Here is a 14,034-nt window from a genome sequence, read left to right on the forward strand (position 1 = left end):
CGGGCGCGTACGTCGCTGGGGCGCCGAGTGGGGGAGCGAAGCCGCGAGCCCAGGGCGGGCAGGCGGTCGCCAGGGGAGTGGCTCCGGCGGACGGCGCCCTCACGCGGCTCGGGGGAGCGCGCCGCCGTTGGAGCGATTGCGGCCGGAGGGGAGGGAGCAAAGCGCCGGGCGGCGGGGTCCGGGTGGTGGAATGCCGAGGCGGTCCGGTGACGGCAGCGGCGGTGGTGACGACAGCGGCGGCGGTTTCGTGAGGGATATGTGCGATCCCACAGGGATGAGACAAAGGAGTGCGCGCTGATGACCACCACCCCCGCCGGCCTCGGACACCACGCCGAGACCTTCCGTGAGGACTGGCTGGAAGGACTGGCCGACGCCTACGCGCGCACGGTCCGCCGGGTGCCGGACGCCTGTGGCGTCATCAGCCGCCACACACCCCGCCCCGGCAAGGTCGCGGTCGTCATCGGCGGCGGCTCCGGCCACTACCCGGCCTTCGCCGGTCTGGTCGGCCCCGGTCTCGCCGACGCCGCCGCGATCGGCGACGTCTTCGCCAGCCCCAGCGCCGAACAGGTCTACCGCACCGCACGGGCCGCGGACGGCGGCGCCGGCATCCTGCTGGCCTGCGGCAACTACGCGGGCGATGTCATGCACTTCGGCCTCGCCGCCCGCCGGCTGGCCGCCGCGGGCATCGACACCCGTACGGTGCTGATCACCGACGATGTCGCCAGCGGCCCGCCGCCGGTCGACGGCCGGCAGATCGACCCGTCCCGCGACCGCCGCGGCGTGGCCGGTGACTTCTTCGTCTTCAAGGCGGCCGGCGCGGCCGCCGAGCGCGGCGACGACCTCGCGGGCGTCACCCGGATCGCCGCCCACGCCAACGCCATGACCCGCACCTTCGGCGCCGCCTTCGCCGGCTGCACCCTCCCCGGTGCCACCGAACCGCTGTTCACCGTCAACGCCGGCACCACCGAGCTGGGCATGGGCATCCACGGTGAGCCGGGCCTGCGCACGACCCGGAACCTGACCGCCGCCGAACTGGCCGACGAACTGGTGGACAACCTGCTGCCGGAACTGCCGGACCTGCCCGCCGGCGGCGACGGCCGGGTCGCGGTCCTCCTCAACGGCCTGGGCCGGACCAAGTACGAGGAGATGTTCGTCGTCTACCGGCAGGTCAACCGGCGCCTGCGGGCGGCCGGACTGCGCCCCTACCGGCCCGAGGTCGGCGAGTTCGTCACCTCCTTCGACACGGCCGGCGTCTCGCTGTCGCTGATGGTCCTCGACGACGAACTGACCGGGCTGTACGACGCCCCGTGCGACACCCCGGCCTTCCGCAGCCTGCCGGGCACCCATCCGGCCGGGAGCGACGACCGGACGGACGCACCGGCGGCCGCGGCGGTGACGGCGGTCACGGTGGTGACGGCGGCGTCAGATACGCAGCGGGATACGGCGGTGGCCACGGCGGCGGCCACCGGGTCCACGGCCGATCGCGCCACCGCCGCCGACCTGCCCGCGACCGCCGCGCTCCAGGCCGCGTTCGACCTGGTCGCCGCGCACGAGGCGGAACTGGGACGGCTGGACGCGGTCGCCGGCGACGGCGACCACGGCATCGGCATCGTCCGCGGTCTGCGCGCCGCCGTCGCGGCCGCCCGCGCCGCCGAGCCGGGCCCGGCCGGCGATCCGCGCTCGGCTGGCGCCGCCCTGCTCACCGCGGGCCTCGCCCTCGCCGACGCGTCGGGCGGCGCCTCGGGCGCCCTGTACGGCGTCCTGCTGGCCGAGACCGGCGCCGTCCTGGCCCGCACCGCGAGGGGCGGCACCACCGCGGACGGCGCGGGCGCGGTCTGCGACACCGAACTGTTCGCGGACGCCGCGGACGCCGCCCAGCGGGCCATCGGCGAACTCGGCGGCGCGCGGGTGGGGGAGAAGACGATGCTGGACGCCCTCGACCCGTTCCGCCGCGAACTGCGCACCCGCGCGGGGGAGGAGCTGGCAAAGGCGTGGCGGGCCGCCGCCGAGGCCGCCACCCGGGCCGCCGCCGACACCGCGGAACTCACCCCGGCCCGCGGCCGGGCGGCCCGGATGGGCGCGCTGGGCCACGGCCATCCGGACGCCGGCGCCGTCTCCCTCGCCCTGATCCTCACCGCCGTCGGCGACACCCTGCGCTGAGCCCCGCGGGACGTACCGGAACCCCGCCCCGCACATGGCGAAGGCCCCCGCACCTGGCAGGTGTGCGGGGGCCTTCCGTCGTACGGCGCGCGCCGGGAACCGGAACCGTCCGGGGCCGGACCAAGTGCCTCTCCCGGCAAGCTCCGCCCCGTCGTGCGGGGCAGACATCGCCGGTCACGGCACTAGCGCAGCCGGGCCATCAGCGCGTGCTCCACGAGCGTGATGAGTGCGCTCTTGGCTTCGGAGCGGTGTCGCGCGTCGGTGATGATGATCGGCGCGTCCGGTCCGATCTGCAGTGCCTCGCGGACCTCGTCCGGTGTGTACGGCTGATGGCCGTCGAAGCCGTTGAGGGCGATGACGAAGGGCAGTCCGCTGTTCTCGAAGTAGTCGACGGCGGGGAAGCAGTCGGCGAGGCGGCGGGTGTCGACGAGGACGACGGCGCCGATGGCGCCGCGTACGAGGTCGTCCCACATGAACCAGAAGCGGTCCTGTCCGGGGGTACCGAAGAGGTACAGGATCAGGTCCTGGTCCAGGGTGATGCGGCCGAAGTCCATCGCGACCGTCGTGGTCGTCTTGTCCGGCGCGTGCGTGAGGTCGTCGATGCCCGCCGACGCGGAGGTCATCACGGCTTCGGTGCGCAGCGGGTTGATCTCTGAGACGGCCCCGACGAACGTGGTCTTACCCACGCCGAAGCCGCCCGCCACCACGATTTTCGCGGAGGTGGTGGAGCGGGCTGCACCGCTAGAGCTTGCGAAGTCCACTGAGCACCCTTTCGAGCAGTGTCACATCTGGCTGTCCGCCGGCGGTCTCGTCCCCGCCGGGCTGATGGATGGCGACGAGTCCGGCCTCCGCCAGGTCGGCGACGAGGATCCGGGCGACGCCGAGGGGAATGGAAAGAAGCGCGGAGATCTCGGCAACTGACTTGATCTCGCGGCAGAGGTGGCAGATGCGCTGGTGCTCCGGCAGCTGCCCCTGCAACTGGGCAGGGTCGGCGGTCGTACTGACCAGCGCCTCTATGGCGAGCTGGTAGCGCGGCCTGGTCCGGCCTCCGGTCATGGCGTACGGACGCACGAGCGGGTTGTGCATGCCCCCGGCGGGGGCGTAGGACTCGGGCTCGTGCCACGACGGCTGCGCCTGCTGGCTGCGGGCCGCCGATGGCTGGTCGTACGCCGAGGGCTCGTACGGCTGGGTGTCGTACGGCCAGGGCTGCTGCTGGTGCTGCTCGGGGCGCGGCGGCTGGTGCTGCTGCGCCCGGTGGCTCGGCGCGGACGGGAAGTTGAAGTGGTGGTGCGGGGTCTCGCCCTGGGAACCGGACTGCTGTCCGGACCCGTACGGGTATCCGCTCGGGGGCGTTGCCACGTCTCCTCCTCCAACTTGCCTGTCTGACGCCGGTCTCGCTCCGAACCTTATGGCGCGGTGGCGGGAAACGCACTGCCTCTCTGTCAGTTGAGCAGGCTGCCCTGCAACTCTGCGCGCAGGTCGGGCGTCAGGACGGTGCCTGCGCGGTCGACCAGCAGGGCCATTTCGTAACCGACGAGGCCGATGTCGCACTCGGGGTGTGCGAGGACGGCCAGGGATGATCCGTCGGAGACGGACATGATGAAGAGGAAGCCGCGTTCCATCTCCACCACGGTCTGGTTGACGCTTCCGCCTTCGAAGATGCGGGAGGCGCCGGAGGTCAGCGAGGTGAGGCCGGAGGCCACCGCCGCCAACTGATCGGCACGGTCGCGAGGGAAACCCTCGGACATGGCGAGGAGAAGACCGTCCGCGGAGACCACGACCGTGTGGGACACACCGGGGGTGTTGTCCACGAAGTTGGTGATCAACCAGTTCAGGTTCTGCGCCGCCTGGCTCATCGGGCTCACACTAACGCTCCTGATCGTAGGTGCTGCCGGGGCCGAAGCCCTGTTGGTCATTGTGGGGGACCCCCGGGTGGTCCGTGCCCGCATTGCGCCCCTGCTGGACACCGCGGCGCAGATTGCTCAGCCTGCCGCGGACATCCTCCGGGGCGCGGGAGACCTGTGGGCCACCCCGCGGGGTCTGCTCCGCCGTGCCCTCGACCAGGTTGGCCTTGGGCACCCGCCGGGGGAGGCCGGAGGGAGTGACCCCGCCCGCCTTCGGCTCACGCAGTCGCTCCGCGCGTTCCCAGCGCTCATCGTTGGACGTGCGCCACTCGGAGCCGTCCGGACCGCCCTCCGGCGCGCTCCGCTGCTGCGGGGGCGCCACCGGCTCCGCGAGCTGCTGCCACTGCTGCTGAGCCTGCGGCGAGCCGCCCTGGCGGCGCGGAAGGCCGGCATCGGTCAGCGAGCGGGAGTCGCTCGGGACAGCGCCCGGACGGTCGAATGCTACGCGCTCGGACGCGTCGGCGGGAGCGTCGGAACCATTCCGGTCAGATACCGATTCGGTCCCGAAGTGGCCGTCGTGCGCCGGGCGTTCGGGCCACTCCTCCGGCCGTGCGGGCTCGTGCGCGGGGAACGGCTGCGGGCCGGCGGGCTGCCCGGGGTCCGGCTGCCCGAACGCCCGGCCGCCGTAGGAGCGGTCGTCGTACAGCGGCTGTCCGGCCGCCTGCCCGGGGTGGCCCTGGTGGGCGGCACCGGGCGGCGCCTCGGCGGCGAACGGCGGAACACCGTCCTGCGGCACGGCGCCGGTCCGGGCCTCCCGTGCCGCCCGGCGCTCCTCGCGCAGCAGCGAACGGCCCACCGGGTCCGGCGCGGGCGACTCGCCGGACGGCTGGTAGCCGGTCTCGTCGAAGCCCAGCTCGGCGGCGGTGCGGTGGTCGCTCTCGTACGCGGCCTGCCGGTGCTCGGGCACGATCTTGGAGACCGTGAAGTCGTCGTCGAACTGCTCCTCGCCGCCACCGCCGTGGGTGATCGCCTCGGGCAGCATGACGAGCGAGGTGGTGCCGGCCTGCTCGCCGGAGGGGCGCAGCTGGACCCGGATACCGTGCCGGTCGGCCAGCCGGCCGACCACGAACAGGCCCATCCGCTGGGAGACCGCGGCGTCCACGCTCGGCGGGTTGGCCAGCTTGTGGTTGATGTCCGCGAAGTCCTCGGGGGTGAGCCCGATGCCCTTGTCGTGGATCTCGATCATCATCCGGCCGTCCGGCAGCCGGGTCGCGGCCACCCGCACCTTGGTCTGCGGCGAGGAGAACGTGGTGGCGTTCTCCAGCAGTTCGGACAGCAGGTGCACCAGGTCGGTCACGGCGGTGCCGTGGATCTCGCTCTCGGGGACGCCGGTGAGCTCCACCCGTTCGTAGGACTCGACCTCGGAGGCGGCCGCCCGCAGCACGTCGACCAGCGGCACCGGCTGGTTCCAGCGGCGGCCCGGCTCTTCACCCGCGAGGATGAGGAGATTCTCGCCGTTGCGCCGCATACGGGTGGCGAGATGGTCCATCCGGAAGAGGCTCTCCAGCTGGTCCGGGTCCGCCTCGTTGTTCTCCAGCCCGGTGATCAGCGCCAGCTGACGCTCGATGAGGCCCTGGTTGCGGCGCGAGAGGTTGGTGAAGATCGCGTTGACGTTCCCGCGCAGCAGCGCCTGCTCGGCGGCGAGCCGGACGGCCTCGCGGTGCACCTGGTCGAAGGCGCGGGCCACCTCGCCGATCTCGTCGGTGGTGGCGATCGGGATGGGCTGGACGCGGGTGTCGACCCGGCCCGGGTCCGTCCGCGAGAGCTGGTCGACCAGCATCGGCAGCCGCTGCTCGGCGATCCCGAAGGCGGCGGTGCGCAGCCGGCGCATGTTGTGGCTCATCCGACGGGCCATCAGACCCGCCACGAGGAACGCGGCCACCAGGGCGGCCAGCACGATCGCGGCGTCGACGAAGGCCGACCGCCGGGCATCGGCGGAGATCTGCGCCGCCTCGTCCACGGCCCGGTCCGACAGGTCCTTCTCGATGGCGCGGTACATGTCGAACTTGCCGGTCGCCGCGGTGAACCAGGCGTCGGGGGTGGTGCCCTTGGCGGCCGGCTCCCCGGGTGCGGTGCCGGAGGCGATGGCGGTGGCCATGGCGTCCATCGACGGCGGGGCGTGGAACTGCCGCCCGGCCGCCAGGTCCCGCTCCCTGGCCTGCGCGGTCTTCTCCTGTGCGGACTTCTTCAGCGCGGCGGCGTCCCGGGTCAGCCGCGCGACGTCCTCGGGCGTGCCGCCGGAGGTGTACTCGCCGATGGCGATGGTCTCCAGATAGCGGTACGACGCGAAGGCGGTCAGCTGGAGTGTGTGGTCCTTGCCGCCGTGCGGGGCGGCCGGTTCGACCAGGAGGTGGGTGCCGATCGAGCGCTGAAGCGATTCTGCGGCCTTGGCCAGCGACACCGCGTAGACGGTGCGGCCGTAGGAGGTGATGTTGCCGGTGCCCAGCCCGAGTTCGTTCGCGAACTCCATCAGCGGATGCTGGATCTCGACGTACTCCTCTTCGGTCCGCACGCCCGGCAGCCTGGCGGTGTAGGCGTCCGCACGCAGCTGCTCCAGCCGGGGCTCGACCTTCTCGAACGCGGCGAGCCGGCGCTTGAGCCCCGCCTTGTCCGGCATGTCGGCGGCGGCCCGGCGGAACTCCTGGCCCGCGGTGGTGGTGGCGTTCCGCGCCTCCTGGACGGCGGGGTCGTCCTTCTTGCCGGCCAGCAGGGGAACGGCGGTGCGGTCCCGCTCGTTGATGAGGGCGTTGCTGTAGGAGAGAGCGGCGCGCACGAGCTTCGCGGTCCGCTCCGCGTCCTGTGCGTCCCGCCAGGTGGCGAGCGAGCTGTTCACCCGCAGCCCGCCGAAGACCAGGGCGACCAGGACGGGGATCAGCATGATGGCGTTCAGCCGGACGGCCACCCGCCAGTTGCGCGGGGAGTATCTGCCGCCGCTGACCGGCGGTCGGGCGGCCGGGATGTCGGATGCGTCGGAAGCCGGTGCCGCACTGCGCGGCGGCGGCGTGAAGTTGCCCCGCCGCTGCTCCTGCGGCGCGGGGCTCGACTTTCTTCGCCTCACTCGACCAACAACCTCTCGCCGACGGCACGGATCCGTCGCGCCGCTTCTCCTGGGCGTTCGCACTCCGAAGTTGAAGGAATTTCAGCACGTCAGGGCAGTGCCTTCCAAACACCGGACGGAGCTGGGGCACAGGCGAGGGTGCGTCAGATAAAAGGGGCGTTAAGGACGAGCCCCGGCAAATGGCGGGAGAAGTGTGCGCACAGCGAAGTTGTGCGTACGCGAGGGGTGTTGCCCGCGGAGCAATTCACTGTCGAAACGTTATGAACACCACCGGTGGGCGTGGCAAAGGACACAGTTCCGATCGGCGGTCGCCGGGAACCGATCCGTGAGGTGCGGAACCTGTCGCCGTCCGGCCCGCCGCCGTACGTGGCGGGCCGGAAACCGCCCGGCTACTTCAGCCGCGCCATCAGCGCGTGCTCGACCAGCGTGATGAGTGCGCTCTTGGCTTCGGAGCGGTGTCGCGCGTCGGTCGTGATGATCGGGGTGCCCGGTCCGATCTGCAGTGCCTCGCGGACCTCGTCCGGTGTGTACGGCTGGTGCCCCTCGAAGCCGTTGAGGGCGATGACGAAGGGCAGTCCGCTGTTCTCGAAGTAGTCGACGGCGGGGAAGCAGTCGGCGAGGCGGCGGGTGTCGACGAGGACGACGGCGCCGATGGCGCCGCGTACGAGGTCGTCCCACATGAACCAGAAGCGGTCCTGTCCGGGTGTCCCGAAGAGGTACAGGATCAGGTCCTGGTCCAGGGTGATGCGGCCGAAGTCCATCGCGACCGTCGTGGTCGTCTTGTCCTGCACATGGCTCAGATCGTCGATCCCGGCCGACGCGGAGGTCATCACGGCTTCGGTGCGCAGCGGGTTGATCTCCGAGACGGCCCCGACGAACGTGGTCTTGCCCACGCCGAAGCCGCCCGCCACCACGATCTTGGCGGAGGTCGTCGAACGGCCCGGGGCCCCGCCGAAATCGCCGTCAGAGCTTGCGAAGTCCACTGAGCACCCTCTCCAGCAAGGTCACGTCGGGCGTGCCGCCGGCCTCGCCGCTGCCGCCCGGCTGGTGGATCGCCACCATCCCGGCCTCGGCCAGGTCCGCGACCAGAATCCGCGCCACACCCAGCGGTATGTGCAGCAGCGCCGAGATCTCCGCCACCGACTTCACCTCGCGGCAGAGGTGGCAGATGCGCTGGTGCTCGGGCAGCAGTCCGGGCAGCTGGGCGGGGTCGGCGGTCGTGCTGACCAGCGCCTCGATGGCGAGCTGGTAGCGCGGCCGGGTGCGGCCGCCGGTCATGGCGTACGGACGTACCAGCGGCTGGTCACCTTCACCCCCGTACGACGCCTGGCTGTAGGCGCCGTACGGGCCGGAAGTGGCAGGTGGCGGGGTCATGTGTCCTCCGGGCTGGACGACTGACAGTCGTCGGGTCGGGCCGGTGGGGGTGCGGCGCGGTGGGCGGTGGGCTACTCGGCGGTGTACGGGCGGTGCCTGGACGGCACCTCAGTGCAGCAGGCTGCCCTGCAACTCTGCGCGCAGGTCGGGCGTCAGGACGGTGCCTGCGCGGTCGACCAGCAGGGCCATTTCGTAACCGACGAGGCCGATGTCGCACTCGGGGTGTGCGAGGACGGCCAGGGATGATCCGTCGGAGACGGACATGATGAAGAGGAAGCCGCGTTCCATCTCCACCACGGTCTGGTTGACGCTTCCGCCTTCGAAGATGCGGGAGGCGCCGGAGGTCAGCGAGGTGAGGCCGGAGGCCACCGCCGCCAACTGATCGGCACGGTCGCGAGGGAATCCCTCGGACATGGCGAGGAGAAGACCGTCCGCGGAGACCACGACCGTGTGGGACACACCGGGGGTGTTGTCCACGAAGTTGGTGATCAACCAGTTCAGGTTCTGCGCCGCCTGGCTCATCGGACTCAACTAACGCTCCTGCTGGTGAGTGGGGTCAACAATGCCGTGGTTGCCGGTGGACGAGGTCCCTCCGGCCTGCCGGCCCTGCTGGATTCCCCGACGAAGATTGGTCAGCCGGCCGCGTACGTCACTGGGCGCACGCGAGACCTGCGGACCGGTCTGGGTGGACTGCTGCTGGGCGGTGCCCGCCACGAGATTCGCGCGGGGCACCCGGCGGGGCAGTCCGGACGTGGTCACACCCCCGGCGGCGGGCTGGCGGATCTGCTCCGCCTGCCGCCACTGCTCGTCGTTCGGCGAGGCACGCCACTTCGACGCGCTCTGGGCCGGCGTGCCGGGCTCCTCGGCGGCCGGGCGGGTGCGCGCGCCGTCGGCCGGTGCCCCGCCGTCCGGCGCGGATGCGCGGCGCGGCATCAGCGGGACGTCGGGTTCCTCGGCCGGCTGCTGCGGCGGCACGCCGGCAGCGGCGGCCGCCGGCGTGGTGAACCAGTCCGACTCGATGGTGTCGAAGATCGGCGTACGGCCGTCGCCGGGACCCGCGTCCGCACCGCCGAGCACATCGGCGGACGGCAGCCCGTCCTGCGGCTGCGGCGCCGGGAACTGACCGGTGCTCTGTGCCGCATCGCCGTACGCGGCGCGCTCGGCGTCCGGGTGCGGGAACTGGCCGGTGGTGTGGTCGAGTGCGGGGAACTGCCCGGTACCGCCGGCCTGGGGGAACTGTCCGGTGTCGTACTGCCCGGTGTTGCTGTCGGGCCGTGGGTACTGTCCGGTGTCGAACCGGCCGGTGTCGGTGTCGGGCTGGGGGAACTGTCCGGTGTCGTACTGGCCGGTGTTGCTGTCGGCCTGGGGGAACTGTCCGGTGTCGTACTGGCCGGTGTTGCTGTCGGCCTGGGGGAACTGCCCGGTGTCGAACTGACCCGTGCCGCCGTTCGGCCGCGCGAACTGTCCGGTGTCACCGGGCCCGTTGCCGATGCCCTGACCGGCCGCCTGCCCGTCGCCCGGCCGCGCGAACTCGCCGGTGTCGCCGGGACCGCCCGCGTATCCGCCCTGCGGAACACGGTGGCCCCCGGCGGGCCGGGCGAACTCGCCGGTGCCCTGGCCGCCGTGGCGCGGTGCGCCGCCGAAGGCGCCGCCCTCGAACGCGCCGCGCTCGCCGGCCGGCAGCGCGAAGCCGCCGGTGTCACCGGGGCCGCGGCCGTCCTGCCGCGCGCCGCGGCCGGTCTGCGAGCCGTCCGCGCCGGGCGGCGGGCCGTTGAAGTCCGGGCGGGCGAACGCCGCGGTGTCACCGGGGCCGCCACCGGGCGCCGGGCGCTCGAAGCTGCCCGTGGACTCCGGCTCCTCATGGCCACGCGGCCGGTCCTGGGTGTCACGGGAGGCCACCGGCCAGTCGTCCCCGGAGCCGCCGCGCTCGCGGCGCGCGCCCCAGCTCGTGGTGCCCGGCTGCTGACCCGCCGGACCGGCCTGACCCGCCTGATCACGCCGGCCGTCCAGGTCGCCCTGGGCACTCCGGCCGCCCTGCGTACCCTGACCGCCGAATCCGCTCCGGCCGCCGAACCCGTCCTGGCCGCCGAATCCGTCCTGGCCCGGCTGACCGGTCCGGCCGCTCTGGCTCTCCTGGCCGCCCTGGCCGCCGAACAGTCCGGCACCGCCGGCACCGCTGGTCCCCCCAGCACCGCCCGGCAGCTCGGCCGGGGCTCCCCGGGAGGGCAGCTGCGGACGCTCGTCGCGCCGGGGCGCGCCGGTGGGCGGCGCCACGGTTCCCGGGGCGGAGGTGTCGTTGTCGGCGCCACGGGTGGGCAGCGCGGGACGGCTGTCGTCGGGCCGCGGGGCGGCCGGGCGCGCGTCGCCCGGTGCGGGCGCGCCGGGCGGGGTCGTCCGGCCGGCCGGCGCCGGGGCACCGAACGTGTTCGCCGCACCGCCGCCACCGGGACCGCCGCGGCCGGGCAGCGCGGGGCGCGCGCCCGCCGCCGGGCCCGAGCCGACCTGGCCGCGCGGCTGGAGCCCCGCGAGCCGGCTGGTCTGTCCGCCGCCCATCTCACCGGGCGCCTTGACGCTCGGCGCGGGCTTCTTGCCGCCCTGTGCGAGATCGACCGGCAGCATGACCAGCGCGGTGGTGCCACCGGAGTCGGAGGGCCGCAGCTGGATACGGATGCCGTGGCGCAGCGACAGCCGGCCGACCACGAACAGACCCATCCGCCGGGACACCGACACGTCCACGGTCGGCGGGCTGGCGAGCCGCTCGTTGATCGCCGACAGATCCTCGGGGGACAGTCCGATACCGGTGTCGTGGATCTCGACCAGCACCCGCCCGTCGGGCAGCGCGTGACCGGTCACCTTGACCTTGGTCTGCGGTGAGGAGAACGAGGTGGCGTTCTCCAGCAGCTCCGCGAGGAGGTGGACGAGGTCGTTGACGACCCGGCCCGCGACCTCGGTCTGCGGCACGGAGCTGAGCTCGATCCGCTCGTACTGCTCCACCTCGGAGGCGGCCGCGCGCAACACGTCGACCAGCGGCACCGGCCGCGTCCACCGGCGGCCCGGCTCCTCGCCCGCGAGGACGAGGAGGTTCTCACCGTTACGGCGCATACGGGTGGCGAGGTGGTCGAGCTTGAAGAGGGAGGACAGCTGGTCCGGGTCGGCCTCGCGGGACTCCAGCTCGGAGATCAGCGACAGCTGCCGCTGGATCAGACCCTGGCTGCGGCGCGAGAGGTTGGTGAACATCGCGTTGACGTTGCCCCGCAGCAGCGCCTGCTCGGACGCCAGCCGGACGGCCTCGCGGTGCACGTCGTCGAAGGCCGCGGCCACCTTGCCGATCTCGTCCCGGCTGTGCACACCGACCGACTCGACGGAGGTGTCCACGTCCTGCGGGTCGGCCTCGGACAGCTGCTTGACCAGCTCGGGCAGCCGGTCCTGGGCGACCCGCTGCGCGGTGGTCTGGAGGCGGCGCAGCGAGAGCACCATGGAGCGGGCCACGACGAACGCGCCGACCAGCGAGACGCCGAGGACGAGCAGGACCACCGCACCGTTGATGATCGCGTCCTGCGTGGCGTCGTTGCGCAGCTCGCGGGAGGTCTGCTGCATCTCGCTGAGCAGCGACGTCTCGATACGCGACATCTCGTCGATCTTGACGGAGTCGGTGTCGTACCAGTCGAGGTACTTGTAGTCCTGGCTGCGGATGCCGCTGTCGGTCGCGAAGGCGCGGTGCGCGAAGGCGACCGCCGACTTGATCTGGTTGTCGGTGCCGTCCAGGCCGCGGGTCAGCGCGCTGGCGTTGTTGGCGTAGATCTGCGAGAAGCGTTCCCGGGCGGCCTTCTCGTCGTTCTCGGCGGTACGGCCGGCGAGCCGGTCGTTGGCGGAGAGCTCGGCGCCGCCCTTGTGCGCGAGACCGGCGCTGATCAGCGCGCGCTGCATCGACGCGTATTCCTTGGCGGAGGAGAACGCCGCCAGCGCACGGGTGCTCTGGATCATCTCCGGGTTGCTGGTCGCCTGCGCCATGTCCTGGGAGAGCGAGAGCAGCGAGGTGATCAGCTGGTTGTAGCCGTTGACCGTCTGCGAGAGGTTGCCGGCGTCCTGGTACGCGGTGCCGCGGATCTCGTTGAGGGTGTTGAGCTGGCGCCCGATCTCCAGGACGGTCGCCCGGACACCGACCATCGTGGCGTTGTCGCCCTGGATGTTCGTGGTGGCCTTGTTGAAGGAGTCACGGGCGTTGTCGGTGGCCTGGCGCGGGGCGACGACGTTGGTGTCGTCCTTGGTGTCACCGGAGCCGGCGAGCGGACCGGCCGACCGGTCCCGCTCCGCCTGGAGCGCGTCGGCGAGCGCGGTCGCCCGCTGCGTCATCTCGGTGAGCAGCTGCATCTTGTCGAGCTGGTCGATGTTGTCCAGCGAGTAGTTGATGCGCAGTGCGCCCAGTGAGGTCGCGGCGATGACGGGCAGCGCGAGCAGGGAGACCAGGCGGGTACTGATGCGCATGTTGCGCAGCGATATTCGCGATCCGGAGCCCTTGGGCGCCTCGGGCTCGCCGCCGTCCGGGGCGTCACCGCCCGGCGCCTGGCCGTCACGGTCGGACGGCGCGCTGCCGCCGCCCGCCGGGCCGTTGCCCTGGGCGTGCGGGGGCGGGGAGGCGTGGTCGGTCCCGCCACGCAGCTCCGGGTCCGCCGCAGCTTCCCCTCGACCTTTGCGGGCCTGGGCAGACCCCATGCCATCCCTCTTGAAACGTCCCTGCACTAGCGTCGCAACCTCTGGACCAGGCGTCCCGCCGCGCTAACGGTCGGGACGGTGTCGAGTCTTAGGGGACCGCAAGTCCCCCCTTGGCGGTCGTGAGTGACCGGCGGGCTGCCCTCTCCGGCCGAGAGAGCGGCACCACCGCGCGGCGCTGTCTGCGCCCTGCGCGCCGGCTGAAACGTGCGGCGGTCCGTGGAATTCCAGCACAGTGCCGGATCTCCAACAAGGGCGGACTCGCCCTCTGTGACATGGGTGACGCAATGTGCGGACGGTGTCACGACACGTAGAGGACGCCATTGCCGATAACGGACTTATGCCCGCGAGTCGCTCGGGTTCGGCCCTTGTCCCAGGTGCGGTGATCGGGAGCGGAACATGCGCTTCAATCCGCCAATGTCCGTTTCGCCCATGGATGTTGATCACGGGAAATGTGGCATTTGCCACACAGTTCGTGAGGAAACTCACAAGCAGATCGCCGACTTCCCCACCGCATCGGAGGGAATAGCGCGCTTAGCCTGACGCTTTACAGAGTCGCCCCGTACGACAAGGGCACCTCTTTTTTCCGGCACCCCGTCCACCCATTTCCCCATCACCTCGCGAGGCGTGAAGCAGTGAAGACCACGATGATGTTCCGCAACATAGCCAACCCGCGGCGCACCACGCTGGCGCACCTCAAGGACGTCGACGAGCTCAGCACCGCGCCGGCCGAGGCGCCGGAGCACCCCGTCGAGCTGCCCACCCAGACCGCGAACCCCCGCCGCACGGTCCTGATGAAGGCCCCCCAGCAGGACATTCCGGCGTAAT

The 14,034-nt window shown here is 72.2% G+C and carries 10 protein-coding genes; 2 read left to right on the top strand and 8 right to left on the bottom strand.

The window, feature by feature from the left end:
- Positions 1-297: 297 nt before the first annotated feature.
- Positions 298-2,160, top strand: coding sequence for a dihydroxyacetone kinase family protein (locus ACLJWH_RS23045; RefSeq protein ID WP_411143639.1), 1,863 nt, complete (start codon positions 298-300; stop codon positions 2,158-2,160).
- A gap of 182 nt (positions 2,161-2,342) precedes the next feature.
- Here the strand turns inward: ACLJWH_RS23045 and ACLJWH_RS23050 are convergent, their stop codons facing one another.
- The 8 genes from ACLJWH_RS23050 to ACLJWH_RS23085 all read right to left on the bottom strand — a co-directional run bounded on the left by ACLJWH_RS23050 (position 2,343) and on the right by ACLJWH_RS23085 (position 13,236).
- Positions 2,343-2,921: a GTP-binding protein gene (locus tag ACLJWH_RS23050; protein WP_073760799.1), complete on the bottom strand. Its 579-nt coding sequence runs from the start codon at positions 2,919-2,921 to the stop codon at positions 2,343-2,345.
- Positions 2,902-3,519 carry a DUF742 domain-containing protein gene (locus ACLJWH_RS23055; RefSeq protein WP_411143640.1) on the bottom strand — a complete coding sequence of 206 codons (618 nt, stop codon included), beginning with the start codon at positions 3,517-3,519 and terminating at the stop codon, positions 2,902-2,904. Before ACLJWH_RS23055 ends, ACLJWH_RS23050 begins: the two co-directional genes overlap by 20 nt.
- An 83-nt stretch (positions 3,520-3,602) precedes the next feature.
- On the bottom strand, positions 3,603-4,016 hold the full coding sequence (locus tag ACLJWH_RS23060; RefSeq protein WP_018087204.1) for a roadblock/LC7 domain-containing protein: 414 nt from the start codon (positions 4,014-4,016) through the stop codon (positions 3,603-3,605).
- Between the two features lie 10 nt (positions 4,017-4,026).
- Positions 4,027-7,122, bottom strand: a complete 3,096-nt coding sequence (locus tag ACLJWH_RS23065; protein WP_411143641.1) for a nitrate- and nitrite sensing domain-containing protein — start codon at positions 7,120-7,122, stop codon at positions 4,027-4,029.
- A 389-nt stretch (positions 7,123-7,511) separates the two neighbouring features.
- Complete coding sequence (locus ACLJWH_RS23070; protein WP_411143642.1) at positions 7,512-8,105, bottom strand: GTP-binding protein; 594 nt, start codon at positions 8,103-8,105, stop codon at positions 7,512-7,514.
- On the bottom strand, positions 8,086-8,496 hold the full coding sequence (locus tag ACLJWH_RS23075; RefSeq protein ID WP_381684335.1) for a DUF742 domain-containing protein: 411 nt from the start codon (positions 8,494-8,496) through the stop codon (positions 8,086-8,088). The genes ACLJWH_RS23070 and ACLJWH_RS23075 overlap by 20 nt, the downstream gene beginning before the upstream one ends.
- Positions 8,497-8,604: 108 nt before the next feature.
- The gene (locus ACLJWH_RS23080) at positions 8,605-9,018 is read right to left on the bottom strand and encodes a roadblock/LC7 domain-containing protein (protein WP_093485348.1); all 414 of its coding nucleotides are present in this window, start codon (positions 9,016-9,018) and stop codon (positions 8,605-8,607) included.
- Between the two features lie 9 nt (positions 9,019-9,027).
- Entirely contained in the window at positions 9,028-13,236 is a 4,209-nt protein-coding gene (locus ACLJWH_RS23085) for a nitrate- and nitrite sensing domain-containing protein (protein WP_411143643.1), read from the bottom strand.
- Between the two features lie 605 nt (positions 13,237-13,841).
- Between ACLJWH_RS23085 and ACLJWH_RS23090 the strand changes: the two genes are divergently transcribed.
- On the top strand, positions 13,842-14,033 hold the full coding sequence (locus ACLJWH_RS23090) for a hypothetical protein (RefSeq protein ID WP_411143644.1): 192 nt from the start codon (positions 13,842-13,844) through the stop codon (positions 14,031-14,033).
- Position 14,034: the final 1 nt, after the last annotated feature.

The sequence above is a fragment of the Streptomyces sp. x-80 genome, from assembly GCF_046549095.1.
Taxonomy (GTDB): domain Bacteria; phylum Actinomycetota; class Actinomycetes; order Streptomycetales; family Streptomycetaceae; genus Streptomyces; species Streptomyces celluloflavus.